This window comes from Luteimonas salinisoli, from assembly GCF_013425525.1.
GTDB lineage: Bacteria > Pseudomonadota > Gammaproteobacteria > Xanthomonadales > Xanthomonadaceae > Luteimonas > Luteimonas salinisoli.
The window spans coordinates 18,057-38,004 of sequence record NZ_JACCKA010000006.1; the positions used below are offsets into that span (position 1 = coordinate 18,057).

Annotated in this window: 20 protein-coding genes and 1 pseudogene; 16 read left to right on the forward strand and 5 right to left on the reverse strand. The window is 71.8% G+C overall.

Annotated features, from left to right (window positions below; all coding sequences use genetic code 11):
- Window positions 1-76: 76 nt before the first annotated feature.
- The 4 genes from H0E84_RS00640 to hutG all read left to right on the forward strand — a co-directional run bounded on the left by H0E84_RS00640 (window position 77) and on the right by hutG (window position 4,829).
- The gene (locus tag H0E84_RS00640; RefSeq protein ID WP_180676692.1) at window positions 77-1,318 is read left to right on the forward strand and encodes a DUF418 domain-containing protein; all 1,242 of its coding nucleotides are present in this window, start codon (window positions 77-79) and stop codon (window positions 1,316-1,318) included.
- Between the two features lie 11 nt (window positions 1,319-1,329).
- Window positions 1,330-2,577, forward strand: a complete 1,248-nt coding sequence (locus H0E84_RS00645) for an NAD(P)/FAD-dependent oxidoreductase (RefSeq protein WP_180676693.1) — start codon at window positions 1,330-1,332, stop codon at window positions 2,575-2,577.
- Entirely contained in the window at window positions 2,574-3,941 is a 1,368-nt protein-coding gene (gene gorA, locus H0E84_RS00650; protein WP_180676694.1) for a glutathione-disulfide reductase, read from the forward strand. Before H0E84_RS00645 ends, gorA begins: the two co-directional genes overlap by 4 nt.
- Before the next feature lie 111 nt (window positions 3,942-4,052).
- Window positions 4,053-4,829 carry an N-formylglutamate deformylase gene (gene hutG / locus H0E84_RS00655; RefSeq protein ID WP_180676695.1) on the forward strand — a complete coding sequence of 259 codons (777 nt, stop codon included), beginning with the start codon at window positions 4,053-4,055 and terminating at the stop codon, window positions 4,827-4,829.
- Window positions 4,830-4,839: 10 nt separating this feature from the next.
- Here hutG and H0E84_RS00660 read toward each other — a convergent pair whose 3' ends face one another.
- The 3 genes from H0E84_RS00660 to parE form a co-directional block, all read right to left on the reverse strand.
- A complete protein-coding gene (locus H0E84_RS00660) occupies window positions 4,840-5,397 on the reverse strand; it encodes a hypothetical protein (protein ID WP_180676696.1) in 558 nt (185 codons plus the stop codon).
- Between the two features lie 116 nt (window positions 5,398-5,513).
- Window positions 5,514-6,329, reverse strand: a complete 816-nt coding sequence (locus tag H0E84_RS00665; protein WP_345776240.1) for a helix-turn-helix transcriptional regulator — start codon at window positions 6,327-6,329, stop codon at window positions 5,514-5,516.
- A 412-nt stretch (window positions 6,330-6,741) separates the two neighbouring features.
- Window positions 6,742-8,631, reverse strand: coding sequence for a DNA topoisomerase IV subunit B (gene parE / locus H0E84_RS00670; RefSeq protein WP_180676698.1), 1,890 nt, complete (start codon window positions 8,629-8,631; stop codon window positions 6,742-6,744).
- 394 nt (window positions 8,632-9,025) lie between these two features.
- Here parE and H0E84_RS00675 point away from each other — a divergent pair, with 394 nt between their 5' ends.
- From H0E84_RS00675 to truD, 8 genes and pseudogenes are all read left to right on the forward strand, one after another.
- On the forward strand, window positions 9,026-9,280 hold the full coding sequence (locus H0E84_RS00675; protein ID WP_180676699.1) for a hypothetical protein: 255 nt from the start codon (window positions 9,026-9,028) through the stop codon (window positions 9,278-9,280).
- 146 nt (window positions 9,281-9,426) lie between these two features.
- The gene (gene pyrG, locus H0E84_RS00680) at window positions 9,427-11,109 is read left to right on the forward strand and encodes a CTP synthase (protein ID WP_180676700.1); all 1,683 of its coding nucleotides are present in this window, start codon (window positions 9,427-9,429) and stop codon (window positions 11,107-11,109) included.
- Window positions 11,106-11,954, forward strand: coding sequence for a 3-deoxy-8-phosphooctulonate synthase (gene kdsA / locus H0E84_RS00685; protein WP_180676701.1), 849 nt, complete (start codon window positions 11,106-11,108; stop codon window positions 11,952-11,954). Before pyrG ends, kdsA begins: the two co-directional genes overlap by 4 nt.
- A 19-nt stretch (window positions 11,955-11,973) precedes the next feature.
- The gene (gene eno, locus H0E84_RS00690) at window positions 11,974-13,260 is read left to right on the forward strand and encodes a phosphopyruvate hydratase (RefSeq protein ID WP_180676702.1); all 1,287 of its coding nucleotides are present in this window, start codon (window positions 11,974-11,976) and stop codon (window positions 13,258-13,260) included.
- 15 nt (window positions 13,261-13,275) lie between these two features.
- Entirely contained in the window at window positions 13,276-13,617 is a 342-nt protein-coding gene (gene ftsB, locus H0E84_RS00695) for a cell division protein FtsB (RefSeq protein WP_180676703.1), read from the forward strand.
- Window positions 13,614-14,324 (forward strand): annotated as a pseudogene (gene ispD / locus H0E84_RS00700) (2-C-methyl-D-erythritol 4-phosphate cytidylyltransferase); the annotation flags it as partial. The gene ftsB and the pseudogene ispD, both read left to right, overlap by 4 nt.
- Before the next feature lie 53 nt (window positions 14,325-14,377).
- The gene (gene ispF, locus H0E84_RS00705; protein ID WP_180676705.1) at window positions 14,378-14,857 is read left to right on the forward strand and encodes a 2-C-methyl-D-erythritol 2,4-cyclodiphosphate synthase; all 480 of its coding nucleotides are present in this window, start codon (window positions 14,378-14,380) and stop codon (window positions 14,855-14,857) included.
- Window positions 14,854-15,936, forward strand: a complete 1,083-nt coding sequence (gene truD / locus H0E84_RS00710; protein ID WP_180676706.1) for a tRNA pseudouridine(13) synthase TruD — start codon at window positions 14,854-14,856, stop codon at window positions 15,934-15,936. Before ispF ends, truD begins: the two co-directional genes overlap by 4 nt.
- 72 nt (window positions 15,937-16,008) lie before the next feature.
- Here truD and H0E84_RS00715 read toward each other — a convergent pair whose 3' ends face one another.
- Together H0E84_RS00715 and H0E84_RS20280 are read right to left on the reverse strand one after the other, a co-directional pair.
- Window positions 16,009-16,551 (reverse strand): Smr/MutS family protein, encoded by a 543-nt coding sequence (locus tag H0E84_RS00715; RefSeq protein ID WP_180676707.1) that lies wholly within the window; start codon window positions 16,549-16,551, stop codon window positions 16,009-16,011.
- Window positions 16,552-16,779: 228 nt separating this feature from the next.
- Entirely contained in the window at window positions 16,780-17,523 is a 744-nt protein-coding gene (locus H0E84_RS20280) for a helix-turn-helix transcriptional regulator (protein ID WP_345776241.1), read from the reverse strand.
- 111 nt (window positions 17,524-17,634) lie between these two features.
- Here H0E84_RS20280 and surE point away from each other — a divergent pair, with 111 nt between their 5' ends.
- The 4 genes from surE to H0E84_RS00745 form a co-directional block, all read left to right on the forward strand.
- Entirely contained in the window at window positions 17,635-18,417 is a 783-nt protein-coding gene (gene surE / locus H0E84_RS00730; RefSeq protein WP_180676708.1) for a 5'/3'-nucleotidase SurE, read from the forward strand.
- Window positions 18,414-19,115: a protein-L-isoaspartate(D-aspartate) O-methyltransferase gene (locus tag H0E84_RS00735; RefSeq protein WP_180676709.1), complete on the forward strand. Its 702-nt coding sequence runs from the start codon at window positions 18,414-18,416 to the stop codon at window positions 19,113-19,115. The genes surE and H0E84_RS00735 overlap by 4 nt, the downstream gene beginning before the upstream one ends.
- Entirely contained in the window at window positions 19,115-19,699 is a 585-nt protein-coding gene (locus tag H0E84_RS00740; protein ID WP_180676710.1) for a YqaA family protein, read from the forward strand. The genes H0E84_RS00735 and H0E84_RS00740 overlap by 1 nt, the downstream gene beginning before the upstream one ends.
- Window positions 19,696-19,948: LysM peptidoglycan-binding domain-containing protein (locus H0E84_RS00745; protein ID WP_180676711.1), on the forward strand; the 253-nt coding region annotated here is incomplete at its 3' end. The genes H0E84_RS00740 and H0E84_RS00745, both read left to right, overlap by 4 nt.

A 19,948-nucleotide genomic window follows, 5' to 3' on the forward strand; every position in this document is an offset into this window, starting at 1 on the left:
ACGAGCGCGGGCCGGCGCGACGTTGCCGCGCGCGAGTGGCTGCGGCATGGTGGACCAAAGGCGGCGGGGGACGGGGATGACGGAACGCGGCGGATTCGCGCCGGTGGATGCGCGGGAACGGATCGGCTTCATGGACGCGCTGCGCGCGTGCGCGCTGCTCGGCATCCTCCTGGTCAACATCGAATGGTTCAGCCGGCCCTGGCAGGAGTTCGGCGAGGGCATCGCCCCCGGCCTGCCCGCGCTCGACATGGCGGCGGCGTTGGGCATCCATGTGTTCGTGGCCGGCAAGTTCTGGATCCTGTTCTCGCTGCTGTTCGGGATGGGATTCGCGGTGATGGCCGGCCGCGCTGCCGCCGCGGGACGGCCGCTGGTCGGGCCCTACCTGCGCCGCACCCTGGTGTTGCTCGCGATCGGGCTGGCGCATGCGCTGCTGCAATGGACCGGCGACATCCTGCATACCTACGCCCTGGCCGCGTTGCTGCTGCTGGCGATGCGCGGGCTGCAGCCGCGCAGCAGGTTGATCGCCGGGTTGGCGGTCTACTACGGTCTGTGCGCGCTGCTGCTGCTCGCGGTCGGGCTCGCGAGTCTGGTGCCCGGCAGCGACGCCGCCGGGGCGGGCCTGGAGCAGGACCCGACGGGAGCGGCTGCCGAGGCTGCACGGGTCTATGCCACCGGGGGCTTCGCCGAGATCACCGCGCAGCGCGCTTCGGATTTCGCGCGGTTCGCCGGCTACAACCTGTTCCTGGTCCCGATGGCGGCTGCATTGTTCCTCATCGGCAGCTGGCTGGTGGACAGCGGTCGCATCCGCGACCTTGCCGCGTATCGCCGGTTCTTCGCGCGCACGCTGCTGCTGTGCGGGCCGGCGGGCCTGGGCCTGGCGTTGTGGAGCGCCGCGATCGGCGTCAGCGTGGAAACCGCCGGCGGCGAGGTGGGCTGGCTGCTGGCGAGCACGTTGATGTCGATCGGCGCGCTGCCTCTCGCGCTCGCCTATCTGTCCGCGCTCGCGCTGGCATGGACGTCCGTCGCGGGCGCCCGTGCGCTCGCCTGGCTCGCGCCGGCGGGAAGGATGGCGTTGACCAACTATCTGCTGCAGTCGCTGGCGGGTACGCTGCTGTTCTACGGCTACGGCTTCGCGCTCTGGGGACGGATCGGGCATGCCGGGCTGGTGATGCTGGCGCTGGCGGTGTTCGCGCTGCAGGTGGCGGCGAGCCACTGGTGGCTGGCGCGGTTCCGCTTCGGTCCGGTCGAATGGCTGTGGCGCTGGGCGACCTACGGCATCCGGCCCCCGCTGCGGCAGCCGGCCGCGCCGGCCACGTAGACTTCACCGCTATGGATACTCGCGACGATGTGCTGATCGTGGGCGGCGGCGTGATCGGCCTGGCCTGCGCGCTGGCGCTGCTGCGGGCCGGCCGGGGCGTGCGCGTGCTCGAAGCCGGAACCGCGGGGTGCGGCAGTTCGCATGGCAACTGCGGCACCATTACCCCCAGTCACGCGCCGCCGTTGACGGCGCCCGGCGCGGTGACGCAGGCGCTGCGCTGGATGGCGACGCCGGACGCGCCGTTCTACGTCAAGCCGCGCTTCGATCCGGCGCTGTGGGGATGGATGCTGCGCTTCGCGGCGCGCTGCAACCGCCGGGACTGGCGTGCGGCGACTTCGGCCCGCGCCGCGATTCTCGACGCTTCGCGCGCGGCGCTGCCGCAGTGGATCGAACGCTACGGCCTGGACTGCGAGTTCGAGGCGTCGGGGGTCGACTACGTGTTCCGCGATCCCGCGGAGCTCGCGGAGTTCGATGCCGATCTGCGCGCGCTGGCCGAGATCGGCGTCCCCGTCGAGCTCATCGACGGCGAAGCCTACGTGCGCGACGAGCCGGCGCTGCTTCCGGGCGTGGCCGGGGTGGTGCGCTTCCCGGGAGACGCGCGGCTGCGCCCGAACCGCTACGTGGCCGAGCTCGCCCGCGCGGTACGCGCCGCCGGCGGCGCGATCGTCGAGCACTGCGAGGCGACCGCCATTGCCCTCGATGCCGACGGGGCGACGGTCGCCACCGGCGACCGCGACTTCCGCGGCCGCGACCTGCTGCTGGCCACCGGGGCCTGGTCGCCGAAGCTGGCGCGCGGCCTCGGACTGCGCGTGCCGGTGCAGCCGGGCAAGGGCTATTCGATCACCTACAGCCGCCCGGTGCTGGTGCCGAGACGTCCGCTGGTGCTGCGCGAGCGCAGCGTCTGCGTGACCGCCTGGGACAGCGGCTACCGGCTCGGCAGCACCATGGAGTTCTCCGGCTACGACGGCAGCCTCAACCGTCGGCGACTGGCTGCGCTCGAGCGCGGCGCGCGCGAGTACCTGCGCGAGCCGGTCGGCCCGACGGTGGAGGAGGAGTGGTACGGCTGGCGACCGCTGAGCTGCGACGACCTGCCGATCATCGGCCGTGCCTCGGGTCATCGTCACGTCTGGCTCGCGACCGGCCACGGTATGCTCGGGGTCAGCATGAGTGTGGCCACCGGACAACTGATCGCCGAGCTGATGTGCGGCGACGCGCCGCACATCGATCCGGCTCCCTTCGATCCCGCGCGCTTCGGATGAGCGCCGCCGAACCCCTGGAGTTCGATCTGGTGGTGCTCGGCGGCGGCTCCGGCGGCCTGGCCGGGGCGTTCCGCGCCGCCGCGCACGGCGCCCGCGTGGCGCTGCTGGAGCCTGCCGAACTGGGCGGCACCTGCGTCAACGCCGGCTGCGTGCCCAAGAAGGCGATGTGGCTGGCGGCGCAGCTGGCCTCGCAGATCGGCGCCGCCGCGGAGTTGGGATTCGACGTCCCGGCAGCGCCTGCGTTCGACTGGTGCGAGTTCATCACCGATCGCCAGCGCTACATCGAGGGCATCCACGAAAGCTACCGCAGGCGGCTGGACCAGGCCGGGATCGTCTGGTTGCCCCGGCGCGGCGTGCTGCACGACGCCCGCACCGTGGTGGCCGACGACGGCACCCGACTGCATGCCCGGCACGTGCTGATCGCCACCGGCTCGCATCCGGTCCGGCCGCAGGTGCCGGGCGCGGAGCTGGGCGGGGTGTCGGACGATTTCTTCGCCTGGCGCCGGGCGCCGGAGCGGGTGGCCCTGATCGGTGGCGGCTACATCAGCGTCGAGCTCGCTGGCCTGCTGCAGTCGCTCGGCAGCCGGGTCGACCTGTACGCGCGCGGGCCGCGGCTGCTCAGCCGGTCGGACGGCGAGGTGGTCGCGCAGCTGGAGGAGAACTACCGGCAGCTCGGCATCGGCCTGCATTTCGGCTACCGGCTGCGCGAGGTGGAACGCGGCGGCGACGGCCGCGTGCGCCTGGTCGATGCCGACGGCGAAGCGGGAGAGGCGTTCGACGCGCTGGTGTTCGCCATCGGCCGCAGGGCCAACACTGCCGGCATCGGCCTGGAGCGGGCCGGGGTGGCGACCGACGCCCGCGGCGACATCGAGGTGGACGCGTTCCAGAACACCAGCGCCGCGGGCGTGTACGCGGTCGGCGACGTGGCCGGACGCGAGACCCTGACCCCGGTCGCGATCGCCGCGGCGCGGCGGCTGATGGACCGGGTGTTCGGCGGCCGCGAGGACGCGCGGCTGGACTACGACCTGGTTCCGACGGTGGTGTTCGCGCATCCGCCGATCGGCGGCGTGGGCCTGACCGAGGCGCAGGCCCGCGAGCGCCACGGCGACTCGGTGCGGGTCTATCGCACCAAATTCCGCCCGATGCTCCAGGCCTTGGTGGATACGCCGCTGTGCAGCCTGTTCAAGCTGGTCTGCGTGGGCGAGGAGCAGCGCGTGGTCGGCGTGCACCTGTTCGGTGAGGCCGCCGACGAGATCCTGCAGGGATTCGCGGTGGCGCTGAAACTGGGGGCGACCCTGGCGGACCTGCACGACACCGTGGCGATCCACCCGACCAGCGCCGAGGAGCTGGTGCTGATGGGCTGAGCCGGGCCCGTAGAGTGGAGCTTGCTCCGCCGGGGCAGCCGCAGCCGAGCAAGCTCGGCTCTACGCGTCAACCGTCGCCAATCGGTCCCGCCGCTTCGGTAGCATGTGCGCATGGATATCTACTCCCTGCACCGGGGCACCGCACCGCTGCTGGTCAGCGTTCCGCACGACGGCACCGCTGTCCCCGACGACATCGCCGCGCGCCTGACCGACGGCGCACGCCGGGTGCCCGATACCGACTGGCACGTCGCCAGGCTCTACCGGGTCGCGCGCGAACTCGGCGCCTCGATGCTGGTGCCGCGCCATTCGCGCTACGTGATCGATCTCAACCGCGCCGAGGACGACGTGTCGCTGTATCCCGGGCAGAACACCACCGGTCTGTGCCCGGTGCGGCGCTTCACCGGCGAACCGGTGTACCGCGCGGGCGCCGAACCGACCCCCGACGAGGTGGCTCGGCGCGTGGACGCCTACTGGCGTCCCTACCATCGCGCCCTGCGCGCTGAACTCGACCGGCTGCGCGCCGCGCACGGGCGCGTGGTGCTGTGGGAGGGCCACTCGATCCGAGGCGAGCTGCCGTTCCTGTTCGAGGGCCGGCTGCCGGACCTCAATCTCGGCACCGCCGGCGGCACCAGCTGTACGCCTGCGCTGCAGGCGCGCCTGCGCGAAGTGCTGGCGCGGCAGCGCGACTACGATCATGTGGTCGACGGCCGCTTCCGCGGCGGCTACATCACCCGCCACTACGGCGATCCGGCGAACGGCGTCGAAGCCGTGCAGCTGGAGATCAGCCAGCGCACCTACATGGACGAGGACAGTTTCGAATTCCTGCCCGGGCGCGCCGCCGGGGTACAGGCGGTGATCCGCGATTTGCTGGAGACGGCGCTCGGGTAGGGCGGAGGCGTCAGCGCCGCGCCGAGAATTCGGTCTCGAGGATCCAGCTGCGTCCGCCGTCGTCCGAACGCTCGCCGCGCCAGTGGAATCCGTCGTCGCGTACGTCGTCGAACACCCAGCGGATCGGTTTGCCGTCGGCGTTCGAGCCTTCCTGCACGATCCCGTCGTCCGAGCGCCTGCCGGTCAGGCGGGTGTGGATGCCCGTCACCGGGTTGAACCAGTCCACGGCCCAGGTTCCGCGGCGGGGATCGTAGATCCGCAAGGTGGTGCCGTAGCGGTTTCCCGCCGGCGGGGTCCGGGCGTCGCGGGCGTCGCGGCCCGGGAAGATCCACAGGTCCTGGATCGCCCGGCCCTCGAGCACCCGTGCGAACACGATCTCGCCCTCGAGCGTCCGGGTGGCGCCGTCGGCGAGGTGGTCCGTGACGCGCGCCCGCCAGTGTCCGAGCAGCGGTGCGTACAGATCGTCTTCCGGCGGGATGCGGTCGGCCGGACCCGGAGCGAGCAGCGCTTCGGCGAAGGCGGCGGGATTCTCCGGCCGAGCGGAGGCAGCGGGAAGCGTGGTCGACATCAGGATTCCTGAGAGCAACAGGGCGGTGGGGCGGGCCATACGACGCGGCATTGGCGGTGGATCCGGAGGTTTCGCCGCAGCATGGCGGCGGCCGCGCCTGCGCGCTGTCCGTTTCCTTAGCGTCCGCCGCGGACCGGGCGCACCATCGTGGCGCGCAGTGCGGCCCGTGCCGCCGACGGCGTCAGTCCGTAGGCGCGCCGGAAGGCGGCGGTGAACTGGCTGTGGCCGGAAAACCCGTGCGCCAGCGCCAGCGCGGCCAGGTCGTCCGCCCGCGGCAGCTGTTCCAGCGCGCGGGCCAGCCGCAGATGGGTCTGGTAGCGGTAGAGCGGTATCCCCTCGACCTGGCCGAAGCACTGTGTCAGGTACACCGGCGATGCCCCGACCTCGGTGGCCAGGTCGCCCAGGGTCCAGCGGCGCCCCGGATCCTCCTGCAGCAGCAGCCTGGTCCGCTCGATCAGGCGCTGCCGGCCGGGCCCCGTGCGCCGCCGTCCGGGCGCCGCCTCCGGCCGCAGGATCCGCCTGGCGAGCGCCAGCGCCAGTTCCTCGGCCCGCAGCGGATCGGCCGGCGACCCGCTCGCACGCAGGCGGGCCGCGAGCCACTGCGAGCGCGCGTCGACCGGCCATGCCGGGCGCAGCAGCCGGTCGCCCTGCGCGGCTCCGCCCGCGCCATCGCCCGCGATTTCCCGCAGGCGCCCGGGTGCGAAACGGATCGACAGGCAGCTGTCGCCGTGCTCGGCGGGGTGGTCGATCCCGTATTCCTCCCCGGCGTTGAACGCCAGCGCGCGATTCGGGTCCGCCAGCGACGCGCGGCGGCCCGCCCGGTAGAGAAACGTGCCGCGATAGGCGATCACGATGCGCGTGTCCGGGACCCATTCGTCCGCTCCGGCGTGACGGCCGCGGCAGGCGCGACAATGCACGTCGTGCACCTGCACGCTGGTCCCGGAGCAGATGGGGCGCGACCTCAGGGCGGTTGGGGTCGAGGCTGGGGTGGGCCGCATCGCCGACACCCTGCTCACGCCTCTGGCGTCGCCAGGTCGCCCGTGGCTTCGAGCCGCGCCAGGCAGCCCGTTCCGGGGCGGCGATGTTCGGGCCGTCGCCACGGCTTGCGAAAACGACTGGCCATCAGACCTCCAGGGTCGCCAGGTCGCCCTTGGTTTCCAGCCGCGCCAGGCAGCCCGTTCCGCAGCGATGATGCCTGGGCCGTCGCCACGGCTGCCGATAGTGGCTGGCCCATCACACCTCCAGGGTCGCCAGGTCGCCTTTGGTTTCCAGCCGCGCCAGGCAGCCCGTTCCGCAGCGATGATGCCTGGGCCGTCGCCACGGCTGCCGATAGTGACTGGCCCATCACACCTCCAGGGTCGCCAGGTCGCCTTTGGTTTCCAGCCAGACCCTCCGATCCGGCGCCCTTTTGCGCGCCAGCAGCATGTCCATCAGCGAATGGGTCTCGTCGCCATCGACGACCGTCAATTGCACCAGACGGCGCGTGTCCGGATGGATCGCCGACTCGCGCAGCTGCGACGGGTTCATCTCGCCCAGGCCCTTGAAGCGGGTGACGTTGACCGTGCCCTTGAGCTTCTCGCGCTGGATCTTCTCCAGCAGCAGCCGCTTCTCCTCCTCGTCCAGGGCGTAGAACACCTGCTTGCCGACGTCGACGCGGAACAGCGGCGGCATCGCCACGAACACGTGCCCGGCCGCCACCAGCGCCGGGAAGTGGCGCAGGAACAGCGCCGCGAGCAGGGTGGCGATGTGGAGGCCGTCGGAGTCGGCGTCGGCCAGCACGATGATCTTGCCGTAGCGCAGCCCTGAGATGTCGTCCTTGCCGGGGTCGCAGCCGATCGCCACCGCCAGGTCGTGAACCTCCTGCGAGGCGAGCACGCCGCCGGAGGCGACTTCCCAGGTATTGAGGATCTTGCCGCGCAGCGGCAGGATCGCCTGGAAGTCCTTGTCGCGCGCCTGCCGCGCCGAGCCGCCGGCGGAGTCGCCCTCGACCAGGAACAGCTCGGTGCGCGAGAGATCCTGGCTGATGCAGTCGGCGAGCTTGCCGGGCAGCGCCGGGCCCTGGGTGACCTTCTTGCGGACGATCTGCTTCTCGGTCTTCAGCCGCGCGCTGGCGCGTTCGATCGCCAGCTGGGCGATGCGCTCGCCGAGCTCGACGTGCTGGTTGAGCCACAGCGAGAACGCGTCGTGCGCTGCGCCCTCGATGAACCCGGCGGCCTGCCGCGAGGACAGCCGCTCCTTGGTCTGGCCGCTGAACTGCGGGTCGGTCATCTTCAGGCTGAGCACGAACGAGACCCGGTCCCAGACGTCCTCCGGCGCCAGCTTCACCCCGCGCGGCAGCAGGCTGCGGAAGTCGCAGAACTCGCGCAGCGCGTCGGTGAAGCCGCTGCGCAGGCCATTGACGTGGGTGCCGTGCTGGGCGGTCGGGATCAGGTTGACGTAGCTCTCCTGGACCAGCTCGCCTTCCGGCACCCAGGCCACCGCCCAGTCCACCGTCTCGGTGTCCTTGGCCAGGGCGCCGACGAACAGCTCCGGCGGCAGCAGCTCGCGCCCGGCCAGCTCGCCGTGCAGGTAGTCGCGCAGGCCGTCCTCGTAGTACCAGCGGTCGCGCTCGCCGCTGGCCTCGTCGTGCAGGTTTACCGTGAGGCCGGGGCAAAGCACCGCCTTGGCGCGCAGCAGGTGGCGCAGCGCCCGCAGCGAGAATTTCGGGCTGTCGAAGTACTTCGGGTCCGGCCAGAACCGCAGCCGGGTGCCGGTGTTGCGCTTGCCGACGCTGCCGACCGCCTCGAGCTTCGAGGCGGCGTCGCCGTTGGCGAAGTCCATCCGGTACTCGCTGCCGTCGCGCTTGATGTGCACCTGCAGGCGGGTGGAGAGGGCGTTGACCACGCTCACCCCGACGCCGTGCAGGCCGCCCGAGAAGGTGTAGTTGCGGTTGTTGAACTTGCCGCCGGCGTGGAGCCGGGTGAGGATCAGCTCGACGCCCGGGATCTTCTCTTCCGGGTGCAGGTCCACCGGCATGCCGCGGCCGTCGTCGGAGACTTCGCAGCTGCCGTCCTTGAACAGGCTGACCTCGATCTCGCGCGCATGCCCGGCCAGGGCCTCGTCGACGGCGTTGTCGACGACCTCCTGCGCCAGGTGGTTGGGCCGGGTGGTGTCGGTGTACATGCCCGGGCGGCGCTTGACCGGGTCCAGCCCGGACAGGACTTCGATGTCGACGGCGTTGTAGCGGGAGTTCATCGGTGGGGCTGCTGCGGGAAGCGCGCCAGAATGGGGCGGGGCGGACACCCGGTCAAGGGACGAACCGGCCGCCGCCGGTGCGGCGGCCGCGGCAGGCCTGCGCAAGCGCGGATTGCGCCCCAGCCGGGCCGCGGCATCGTGCGCGAAGGAAGCGCGCCGGTCCGGATTTCGCGCATGGCTTGCGGCGCTAGCACGGCTGCGACCCTGCCGACAGCTGTGGCCAACCCGAGGTTCCGGCACGGAAAACGCCTTCAAACGTGCGCGTAAGCGCTTAATTCCGTTAAGGGCCCGTTGTTCAGTTGGGAGCGGGGATGGGATGGATACGGTGCGGTTGCCGCGGTCGCAAGCGGCGCCCCCCTCTTGGTTCCACTTTCGTTTCTCTGGAGACACGACGATGACCCACCGCAATCTTCTGTTCACCGCCCTGATCGCCGCTGCCTTCGCCGCCCCGGGCGCGTTCGCCCAGGAAGTCGACGAGCAGGCCGTCCGCGAGGCCGAGCAGGCCGCGCAGCAGGCCGAGCAGGCCGCCGCCGCCGCCGAGGTCGAGGCCGATGCCGCTGCCGCCGCCGAGACCGAGGCCGCTGCCGAGTGGCAGTCCGAGGAAGAGGCCGAGGAGGCCACCGAGGCCGAGGAAGAGGATCCGGCCTGATCCACCGGCCGGCCGGCCCCCGCCGGCCGCCCCTGGACGACGAAACGCCCCGCTCCGGCGGGGCGTTTTCTTGCGGGAGACGCCCCTCCGGGCCGGCGGACCTGCACTTGCCGTAGAATGGGGCTTTCCAGCGACCTGCTGCGCCCATGACCTCCCCGCGTTCCGTCACCCCGCTCGTTTTCGTCACCGGCGGCGTGGTCTCTTCCCTCGGGAAGGGCATCGCCGCCGCCTCGCTCGCCGCCATCCTCGAGGCCCGTGGCCTGCGGGTGACGATGATGAAGCTCGACCCCTACATCAACGTCGACCCTGGCACGATGAGCCCGTTCCAGCACGGCGAGGTCTACGTCACCGACGACGGCGCCGAGACCGATCTCGACCTCGGCCACTACGAGCGCTTCGTCAACGTGCGTCTGTCGGGGAAGAATTCCATCACCACCGGCAAGATCTACGAGAGCGTGATCCGCAAGGAGCGCCGCGGCGACTACCTGGGCGCCACCGTGCAGGTGATCCCGCACATCACCGACGAGATCAAGCGCAGCATCGACGCCGCCACCCAGGGTTACGACGTGGCGTTGGTGGAGATCGGCGGCACCGTCGGCGACATCGAGTCGCTGCCGTTCCTGGAGGCGATCCGCCAGATCCGCACCGACCGCGGCGCCGACAAGGCCATGTTCATGCACCTCACCCTGGTGCCCTGGATCGCCGCCGCCGGCGAGCTCAAGACCAAGCCCACCCAACACTCGGTCAAGGAACTGCGTTCGATCGGCATCCAGCCCGACGTGCTGGTCTGCCGCAGCGAGCAGCCGCTGCCGGACGGCGAGCGGCGCAAGATCGCCTCGTTCACCAACGTGCCGGAGAAGGCGGTGATCTCGGCGGTGGATCTCGACGACATCCACAAGATCCCGATGTGGCTGCACGATCAGGATCTGGACCAGATCGTGGTCGAGCGCCTGTGCCTGGGCGACCGGGCCGCGGAAAAGGCCGACCTGTCGGAATGGCAGGCCGTGGTCGACGCCACCGAGCACCCGATCGACAGCGTCGTCATCGCCGTGGTCGGCAAGTACGTCGACCACAAGGACGCCTACAAGTCGGTCGGAGAGGCGCTCAAGCACGGCGGCATCCGCCAGCGCACCCGGGTAGCGCTGAAGTGGATCGAGTCGCAGGACATCGAGCGCCACGGCGCCGAGCGGATGCTCGCCGGCGTCGACGGCGTGCTGGTGCCCGGCGGCTTCGGCGACCGCGGCTTCGAGGGCAAGGTGCTGGCCTCGAAGCACGCGCGCGAACAGCGCCTGCCGTATTTCGGCATCTGCTACGGCATGCAGGCGGCGGTGGTGGACGTGGCCCGCCATCTGGCCGGGCTGGAGGGCGCGAACAGTACCGAGAACGACCGCCAGACCCCGCATCCGGTGATCGGCCTGATCACCGAGTGGCGTACCCGCACCGGCGAGGTGGAACGCCGCAGCGAGGACAGCGACCTCGGCGGCACCATGCGCCTGGGCCTGCAGGAAGCGCGCCTGAAACCCGGCACCCGGACCCGCGAGCTCTACGGCAGGGACGTGATCGGCGAGCGCCACCGCCACCGCTACGAGTTCAACAACCGCTACCGCACTCAGCTGGAGGACGCCGGGCTGGTGATCGCCGCCAAGTCGATGGACGACCTGCTGGTGGAGATGATCGAGCTGCAGGACCATCCCTGGTTCATCGCCTGCCAGGCGCATCCGGAGTTTCTCTCCACTCCGCGCACCGGCCACCCGCTGTTCGTCGGCTTCGTTCGCGCCGCGCGCGAGCAGCGGGCCGGCGGCAAGTTGCTGAAGGAGGCCAGCGCGTGAACCTCTGCGGCTTCGAGGTCGGCCTGGACCGCCCGTTCTTCCTGATCGCCGGCCCCTGCGTGGTCGAATCCGAACAGCTCCAACTCGACGTCGCCGGTCGGCTGAAGGAGATCACCTCGGCGCTCGGCATCCCTTTCATCTTCAAGTCCAGCTTCGACAAGGCCAACCGCACCTCCGGCAGCAGCTTCCGCGGCCCCGGCATGGAGGAAGGGCTGCGCGTGCTCGGCGAGGTGAAGCGCCAGCTCGGCGTACCGGTGCTGACCGACGTCCACGAGTACACCCCGATGGACGAGGTGGCCAGCGTGGTCGACGTGCTGCAGACGCCAGCTTTCCTGGTGCGCCAGACGGACTTCATCCGCAAGGTGTGCAGCGCCGGCAAGCCGGTCAACATCAAGAAGGGCCAGTTCCTCTCGCCCTGGGACATGAAGCCGGTGGTGGAGAAAGCGAAGTCCACCGGCAACGGCCAGATCATGGTCTGCGAGCGCGGCGCGAGCTTCGGCTACAACAACCTGGTCTCGGACATGCGCAGCCTCGCGGTGATGCGCGAGACCGGCTGCCCGGTGGTCTTCGACGCCACCCATTCGGTGCAGTTGCCGGGCGGCCAGGGCACCTCCAGCGGCGGCCAGCGCGAGTTCGTGCCGGTCCTGGCGCGCGCGGCGGTGGCCGTGGGCATCTCCGGGCTGTTCATGGAGACCCATCCGGAGCCGGAGAAGGCGCTCAGCGACGGCCCCAACGCCTGGCCGCTGCCGAAAATGCGCGCGCTGCTGGAGACGCTGCTGGAGCTCGACCGCGCGACCAAGAAGAACCCGTTTCTCGAATCGACTCTCCTCCAATCCCCTCTCTGAAGCAGGCCCCGAACCCCAGATGAGCAGAATCGCCAAGATCCACGCCCGCGAGATCCTCGACAGCCGCGGCAATCCCACGCTCGAGGCGGAGGTCTCGCTCGAGGACGGCAGCTTCGGCCGCGCCGCCGTGCCCTCGGGCGCCTCCACCGGCGCGCGCGAGGCGGTGGAGCTGCGCGACGGCGACCGCACCCGCTACCTGGGCAAGGGCGTGCAGAAGGCGGTCGCCAACGTCAACGGCGCCATCGCCAGCACGCTCACCGGCTTCGACGCGGCCGACCAGGCCGCGCTCGACCGGCGCCTGATCGATCTGGACGGCACCGAGAACAAGGGCCGCCTCGGCGCCAACGCGCTGCTCGCCGTGTCCCTGGCCAATGCCCATGCGCTCGCCGCCTCGCGCAAGCTGCCGCTGTGGAAGTCGCTCGCCGGCGACCGCGCCCCGGTGCTGCCCGTTCCGATGATGAACATCATCAATGGCGGCGCGCACGCCGACAACAACGTCGACTTCCAGGAGTTCATGGTGCTGCCGGTCGGCTTCGACTCGTTCTCCGAGTCGCTGCGCGCCGGCACCGAGATCTTCCATGCGCTCAAGGCGGTGCTGAAGGGTCATGGCCTGTCGACCGCGGTCGGCGACGAGGGCGGCTTCGCGCCGGACTTCCGCAGCAACGTCGAGGCGCTCGACACCATCCTCGAGGCGATCGGCAAGGCCGGCTACAGCGCCGGCGAGGACGTGCTGCTGGGACTGGACGTGGCCTCCAGCGAGTTCCACGACAACGGCAAGTACCACCTGGTCGGCGAAGGCCGGCGCCTGACCGGCGAACAGTTCGTCGACTTCCTGGCCGACTGGTGCGCGCAGTACCCGATCGTCAGCGTCGAGGACGGCATGGCCGAGGACGACTGGGACGGCTGGAAGCTGCTGACCGAGCGCATCGGAGACAAGGTGCAGCTGGTCGGCGACGACCTGTTCGTGACCAATCCGAAGATCTTCGGCCAGGGCATCGAGACCGGGACCGCCAACGCGATCCTGATCAAGGTCAACCAGATCGGCACCCTGACCGAGACCCTGGAGGCGATCGCCATGGCCGATGCGGCGAAGTACGCCGCCGTGGTCTCGCACCGTTCCGGGGAGACCGAGGACACCACCATCGCCGATATCGCCGTGGCGACCACCGCGACCCAGATCAAGACCGGCTCGCTGTGCCGCAGCGACCGCGTGGCCAAGTACAACCAGCTGCTGCGGATCGAGGAATCGCTGGGCGCCGGCGCGCGCTACGCAGGCCGCGCCGCGTTCGTCTCGTTGGGCCGGTAGCGGAGCGCGGCAGCGATGCGCGGGCTGCGGATCGTGCTGGTGCTGCTCGCGCTGCTGCTGGTCTGGCTGCAGTACCGCCTGTGGTTCGGCACGGGCGGCGCCGGCGACGTCGCCCGGCTGCAGGGCCAGGTGGCGCAGCAGGCGCACCAGAACGAGGGCCTGCGCGAACGCAATGCCGCGCTGGCGGCGGAGGTCGCGGACCTGAAATCGCCCACCGGCGAGGCCGCGGTCGAGGAGCGCGCGCGGAGCGAACTGGGGATGATCCGTCCGGGCGAGGTCTTCTACCGCGTGGTCGAGAGCCCGGCCGCCGCGCCCCTGCCCGAGCCGCCGGACAGCGGCGCCGGGTCCTCGCCATGAGCCCTGATCGGGTCCGGGGCGGGCTCTGGGCGGTGGTGCCGGCCGCCGGCCGCGGCGTGCGCTTCGGCGGCGACCTGCCCAAGCAGTACCTGCCGGTGGCGGGCGAGCCGCTGCTCGCGCATACGTTGCGCGCACTGTTCGCCCATCCGGGTATCGAGGGGGCGGTGGTGGCGATCGCGCCGGACGATCGGCACTGGCCCGGCTGGACCGCGTTCGAGGGCAGGCCGGTGCTGGCCTGCAGCGGCGGCGCGACGCGCGCGGCGTCGGTGCTGACCGCGCTGGCGGCGCTGCCGCCGCAGGTGCGCGCGGACGACTTCGTGCTCGTGCACGACGCGGCGCGTCCCAACGTGCGGCCGGCGGACCTGGCCGCGCTGCTCGAGCGCGGGCGCCAGGATCCGGTCGGCGCGATCCTGGCCGCGCCGGTGCGCGATACCCTCAAGCGCGGCGGCGACGACGGCGGCATCGACGGCACGGAGCCGCGCGAGCGGCTGTGGCGCGCGCTCACCCCGCAGCTGTTCCGGCGGCTGCAGCTCGAGCGTGCGCTGGCCGCCGCCGGCGATGCCGGCGCGGAAGTGACCGACGAGGCGATGGCGATGGAGCGCCAGGGCCTGCGCCCGCTGCTGGTCGAGGGCGCCGAGGACAACCTCAAGGTGACCACCGCCGCCGATCTGGCGCTGTTCGAGTTCCTGCTGGGAAGGCGGGGTATCGGGAATGGAGAATCGGGAACGGGAAATGCGCGAGCGCGCGCGGACGGAGAGGCATGACCATCCGGATCGGCCACGGCTACGACGTCCACGCCTTCGGCGAAGGCGACCACGTCATGATCGGTGGCGTGCGGATCGCCCATGAACGCGGCGTGGTGGCGCACAGCGACGGCGACGTCGCGATCCACGCGCTCTGCGACGCGATGCTGGGGGCGCTGGCGCTGGGCGACATCGGCGTGCATTTCCCGCCGTCGGATCCGCAATGGAAGGGCGCCGACAGCCGCGCGCTGCTGCGCCATTGCGGTGCGCTGGCAGCGGCGCGCGGCTGGCGCCTGGGCAATGCCGACATCACGGTGATCTGCGAGCGGCCGAAGATCGGTCCCCATGCCGCGGCGATGCGCGAACGGCTGGCCGCCGATCTCGGCGTCGCCATCGATGCGGTCAGCGTCAAGGCCACCACCAGCGAGCGTCTCGGCTTCACCGGGCGTGGCGAGGGGATCGCGGCGCAGGCGGTGTGCCTGCTGGTCGGCGAATGAGCGGCGCCGCGGGCGACGGCTCCGGCGAGGCGCTGCCGGCCGCCTGGGGCGAGGCGGTGCTGGCCGCGACGATCCGCAGTGCGGCGGAGGATTTCCGGGTCGAGGAGCTGGACGGGTTCGAGGCCAGCGGCAGCGGCGAGCACCTGCTGCTGACGGTCGAGAAGCGCGGCATGAACACCGCCTTCGCCGCCGCGCGGATCGCTGCCTGGGCGGGCGTGCCGGTGGCGGCGATCGGCTATGCCGGGCTCAAGGATCGCCACGCCGTGGCCCGCCAGCGCTTCAGCGTGCACCTGCCGGGACGCGACGCCCCGCCGCTGGAGGCCCTGCAGTGCGGGGAGGCGGGGCCGGGTCGTCAGGAACAGTCGCTGCACGTGCTGCACCAGGCCCGGCACGCGCGCAAGCTTCCGCGCGGTGCGCTGGCCGGCAACCGTTTCGTGCTGACGCTGCGCGAGGTGCGGGGCGATCCCGCGGCGATCGACGCACGGCTGCAGGCGATCGCCGCGGCCGGCGTGCCGAACTATTTCGGCGAGCAGCGTTTCGGCCGCGGCGGCGGCAACGTCGCCGCCGCCCTGGCGATGTTCGCCGGCGCCCGGGTGCGGCGCGATCAGCGCACGCACCTGCTGTCGGCGGCGCGTTCCGAGCTGTTCAACCGGGTGCTGGCGGCCCGCGTCCGCGACGGCTCGTGGAACAGGGGCCTGGAGGGCGAGGTCTGGATCCTCGACGGCAGCCGCAGCGTGTTCGGCCCGGAGCCGTGGAGCGCGGCGCTGGCGCAGCGGCTGGGCGATTGCGATATCCACCCCAGCGCGCCGCTTTGGGGCGCCGGCGAGCTGCGCAGCCGCGGCGGAGCGCTGGCGCTGGAAACGGCGGCGCTCGCCGACGGCGATGCGGCCGCGCTCAAGCGCGGGCTCGAGTCCGCCGGCCTGCGCCAGGAGCGTCGCGCCACCCGTCTCCGGCCCGCCGCCATGGCCTGGGAGCGGGAGGGCGCTGATACCTTGCACCTCGCCTTCGAACTGCCTGCCGGCGCGTACGCCACCGCGGTGCTGGCGGAGCTGGGAGCCATGCGCAACGCCGCCGGTTGATCGCCGGCGTAGCGCGCCGCGGGCGGGCCCGGTCGTGGCGGTGCCGGCGCGCGCGCCCGTGCCCCGGGGGCGTCAGCGCGCCCTGAGCAGCACCAGCACCGCGCCGGTCCCGCCCTGGGCGGCTGGTGCCGAGTGGAACGCCAGCACGTCCGCACGCTGGCGCAGCAGCCGGTCGACCAGGTTCTTCAGCGCCGGCGCGCCATCGGCGTGCAGGCCCTTGCCGTGGACGATCCGAACGCAGCCGTACCCCGAGGCGCGCGCCTCGGCGATGAAGCGGCGCAGCCAGGTTTCGGCCTGCGCCGCATCGGCATGGTGCAGGTCCAGCTCGTCCTGCACCGCATAGTGGCCACGGGCGAGCCTGCGAAGCAGGCGCGGCGAGACCTCGTCGCGGCGATAGCGCAGGCTGTCCGCGGCCTCCAGCGGGCCTTCCTCGAGCAGGCGATGGAACTCCCCTAGCGCCTGGCGCTCGTCGCGTTCGGCCATGCGCGGCCGCGGCTCGGGTCGCGGCCGGGAAACGGGGGCGGGCGCCGCCGGCAGTTCGCGGACGGCGCCGATCGCTTCACGGAACAGCGCGGACTCGTCGTCCGGCGGCCGGGGAACCTTGCGGCTGGTCATGGACACAGCATACAAAACAACCGGCGCCCTCCCTGGCGCGGCGATCGCCGAACGGTCGTTCCCGACGGTGCGATGCCCGGCCCGGTCCATGGGCCGCGGCGCCGATCCGTGCGCCTCAGGCATCGCACGGCCAGTGGACCACATCGGCAAGGCAGGCGACCCCGGACCCTGTCATTTTCGACAGGTACGATTGCCAACGCCGCTCCCGGCGCGGGTGCGGCCGGGACCCTAGACGGCGACCAGGCCGAGCGCGACGGCGCGCGCGCATGCGGCCCGCCGGCCCGGGACGCCCAGTTTCCGGCACGCCCCCTGGACGTGGAAATTGACGGTCCGTTCGCTGATCCCGAGGATCAGCGAGATCTCCCACGAGGTCTTGCCGATCGCGGCCCAGCGCAGGACCTCGCGTTCGCGCCGGGTGAGCGCGGGGCAGGGGCCCGGCCTGCGCAGCACGCGGTCCACGGAGACCTGCAGTGCGCTCACGAAGTGCACCGAGGGACCGACCAGGGCGTCGAACTCGCGCAGGTCCAGGGTGTGGCCGGTGGAAAACGTCATGAAGGCCCAGTCGGCGCCGCGGATGAAGCCGGGAATGGTGATGCCGGCGCTGATCCCGAAGTCGCCGGCCACCCGGACCTGCTGTTTCGCGCGCCCGACCAGGTCCCGCGGCGGCGCGTAGGCGAACTGCCCGCGACGGTTCCAGGACGTTGCCGGCAACCCGCGGCGCGCATGGCCGACGCGGGCGTCGCGGGCCGCGACCTGCGGGTCGGCCAGCGCGGCGTAGCTGTTGCCCCATTCGTTGCGATAGTCGTGGAAGGCGTGGTAGGCGTGCTCGCCCGGCGCCTGCTCGTCGCACCACTTGACGGCATAGCCGTGATGGTCGAATCCCATCCTGCGGGCGAATTCCGCCGTTTCCAGCTGCAGTTCCTGCAGCGTGCTGGCCGACAGCACGCGTCGGACATGGTCCCAGTCGTACACAGGGGGACTCCGGTGCGATGGCTCCCGGATTCTACCGCCTCGCGCCGTTGCCGCGCAGGCCGGGCGGCCGGCGCTTCGGCTATGATGGTCGCATTTCGCGACTCCTTTTCCATGCGCATACTGGTCAGCAACGACGACGGCGTGGACGCGCCCGGCATCCGGATCCTCGCCGAGGGCCTGCGCGGGGCCGGCCACGAGGTGTTGGTCGTCGCTCCCGACCGCGACCGCTCCGGCGCGAGCAACTCGCTGACCCTGGACATGCCGCTGCGCGTGGTGCAGGTGGACGACGCCACCTGGCGCGTGCACGGCACCCCGACCGACTGCGTGCACGTGGCGATCACCGGGATGCTCGAGGCCGAGCCGGACATCGTCGTCTCGGGGATCAACAACACCGCCAATCTCGGCGACGACGTCATCTATTCCGGCACCGTGGCCGCGGCCATGGAGGGCAGGTTCCTCGGCCTGCCCGCGGTGGCGATGTCGCTGGTCACCACCGCGCACGTCGGCCGCCACTACGAGACCGCCGCGCGCGCGGCGGTGGAGATCGTGGAGCGGCTGAAGGCGGATCCGCTGCCCGCCGATACCATCCTCAACGTCAACGTTCCCGACCTGCCGTGGGAGGAGATCGCCGGCTTCGAGGTGGCGCGGCTGGGCAACCGCCACCGCGCCGAGCCCTGCGTGCCGCTGGAGGATCCGCGCGGGCGCACCTGGTGGTGGATCGGCCCGGCAGGTCCGGAGCAGGACGCCGGCCCCGGCACCGACTTCAACGCGGTCCGCCGCGGCCAGATCGCGATCACCCCGATCCAGGTCGACCTCACCCGCTACCAGGCGCTCGAGCAGGTCGCCAGCTGGGTCGGCGGCCTGGCGGCGGAACTGCGGGAGGCGCGGGCATGACGCCGCGGCTGCGGCTGCAGCCCGAAGCCATCGGCGTCGGCATGACCTCGCAGCGGGTCCGCGACCGCCTGATCGAGCGCCTGCGCGGCCACGGCATCGCCGACGAGCGGGTGCTCAACGCCATCCGTACGGTGCCGCGCCACCTGTTCGTCGACGAGGCGCTGGCCACCCGCGCCTACGAGGACAGCGCACTGCCGATCGGCCATGGCCAGACCATCTCCCAGCCCTGGGTGGTGGCGAAGATGACCGAGACCCTGCTCGCCGGACTGCAGCCGCGGCAGGCCGGCGAGGCGCCGCCGAAGGTGCTGGAGATCGGCACCGGCTCGGGCTACCAGGCCGCCATCCTCGCCGCCCTGGGTCTGGAGGTGCATACGGTCGAGCGCATCGGCGAACTGCTGCGGGTCGCGCGCAAGCGCTTCCGCGCGCTCGGGCTGCGGGTCCGCAGCAAGCACGACGACGGCCGCATCGGCTGGCCCGAGAACGGTCCGTTCGACGCCATCATCGTCACCGCGGCGGCGCCCGCGCTGGTCGATGCCCTGACCGACCAGCTCGCCGCCGGCGGGGTGCTGGTCGCGCCGGTCGGCGGCGGCGGCGGCCAGATGCTGGTACGTCTGCGCAAGGCCGCCGACGGAAGCATCGAGCGCACCGAGCTGGCGCCGGTGGTATTCGTGCCGCTGCTCTCGGGACTGATCGACTGATGCGGCCGTTCTCGGCGATCTACGAGCGCTGCCTGCTCTGGGCGCGCCACCGCCACGCACCGCGCTACCTCGCCGCACTGAGCGCTGCCGAGTCGGTGGTGTTCCCGGTGCCGCCGGACGTGATGCTGGCGCCGATGGCGCTGGCGCAGCCGCGCGCGTGGTGGCGCCTGGCGCTGCTGTGCACGGTGGCATCGGTGGTCGGCGGCCTGCTCGGCTACGCGCTCGGCCACTACGCGCTGGAGGCGATCTGGCCCTGGATGCAGACGGTGGGCTGGGACGAGCCTTTCGGCCGGGTGCAGCGGATGTTCGTGCGCTACGGCTTCTGGTTCGTTTTCCTGGCCGCGTTCACGCCGATCCCGTACAAGGTGTTCACCATCGCCTCGGGCGCCACCGGGGTGGGCGTGCTGCCGTTCGTACTGGGTTCCTTCATCGGCCGTGGTGCACGCTTCTTCCTGGTCGCGGGCCTGATCGCCTGGGGCGGCGAGAGCCTCGAGCGCGTGCTGCGCCGCTACGTCGAGTACCTGGGGTGGGCGATGGCGGTGCTGGTGATCGTCGGTCTGCTGTGGTGGGAGTTTCGCGCATGAGGATGGCAATCGTATTGGTGGCGGCGGTGATGCTGGCCGCCTGCGGCAGCAGCCGCGTGGTGCGCGAGGCGGGCCCGCCCCGGGCGGGCGCCTCCACGCCGCGGCCGGGGCAGGCCGTCACGGTGCAGCGCGGCGACACCGTGTACCGCCTCGCCGTGAACCACGGCATCAGCCCGCTGGACCTGGCGATGTGGAACGGCATCTCCCCGCCCTACACGATCTATCCGGGGCAGCGCCTGCGGCTGTATC

Bases quoted from the DNA above. Each gene is read 5' to 3' on its own strand.
- truD (WP_180676706.1), top strand. From the start codon at position 14,854: ATGAGCGGCGCCGCGGGCGACGGCTCCGGCGAGGCGCTGCCGGCCGCC.
- hutG (WP_180676695.1), top strand. From the start codon at position 4,053: ATGGATATCTACTCCCTGCACCGGGGCACCGCACCGCTGCTGGTCAGC.
- eno (WP_180676702.1), top strand. From the start codon at position 11,974: ATGAGCAGAATCGCCAAGATCCACGCCCGCGAGATCCTCGACAGCCGC.
- ftsB (WP_180676703.1), top strand. From the start codon at position 13,276: ATGCGCGGGCTGCGGATCGTGCTGGTGCTGCTCGCGCTGCTGCTGGTC.
- pyrG (WP_180676700.1), top strand. From the start codon at position 9,427: ATGACCTCCCCGCGTTCCGTCACCCCGCTCGTTTTCGTCACCGGCGGC.
- gorA (WP_180676694.1), top strand. From the start codon at position 2,574: ATGAGCGCCGCCGAACCCCTGGAGTTCGATCTGGTGGTGCTCGGCGGC.
- H0E84_RS00715 (WP_180676707.1), bottom strand. From the start codon at position 16,551: ATGACCAGCCGCAAGGTTCCCCGGCCGCCGGACGACGAGTCCGCGCTG.
- H0E84_RS00660 (WP_180676696.1), bottom strand. From the start codon at position 5,397: ATGTCGACCACGCTTCCCGCTGCCTCCGCTCGGCCGGAGAATCCCGCC.
- H0E84_RS00740 (WP_180676710.1), top strand. From the start codon at position 19,115: ATGCGGCCGTTCTCGGCGATCTACGAGCGCTGCCTGCTCTGGGCGCGC.
- H0E84_RS00735 (WP_180676709.1), top strand. From the start codon at position 18,414: ATGACGCCGCGGCTGCGGCTGCAGCCCGAAGCCATCGGCGTCGGCATG.
- H0E84_RS00675 (WP_180676699.1), top strand. From the start codon at position 9,026: ATGACCCACCGCAATCTTCTGTTCACCGCCCTGATCGCCGCTGCCTTC.
- ispF (WP_180676705.1), top strand. From the start codon at position 14,378: ATGACCATCCGGATCGGCCACGGCTACGACGTCCACGCCTTCGGCGAA.
- H0E84_RS00645 (WP_180676693.1), top strand. From the start codon at position 1,330: ATGGATACTCGCGACGATGTGCTGATCGTGGGCGGCGGCGTGATCGGC.
- H0E84_RS00640 (WP_180676692.1), top strand. From the start codon at position 77: ATGACGGAACGCGGCGGATTCGCGCCGGTGGATGCGCGGGAACGGATC.
- surE (WP_180676708.1), top strand. From the start codon at position 17,635: ATGCGCATACTGGTCAGCAACGACGACGGCGTGGACGCGCCCGGCATC.
- parE (WP_180676698.1), bottom strand. From the start codon at position 8,631: ATGAACTCCCGCTACAACGCCGTCGACATCGAAGTCCTGTCCGGGCTG.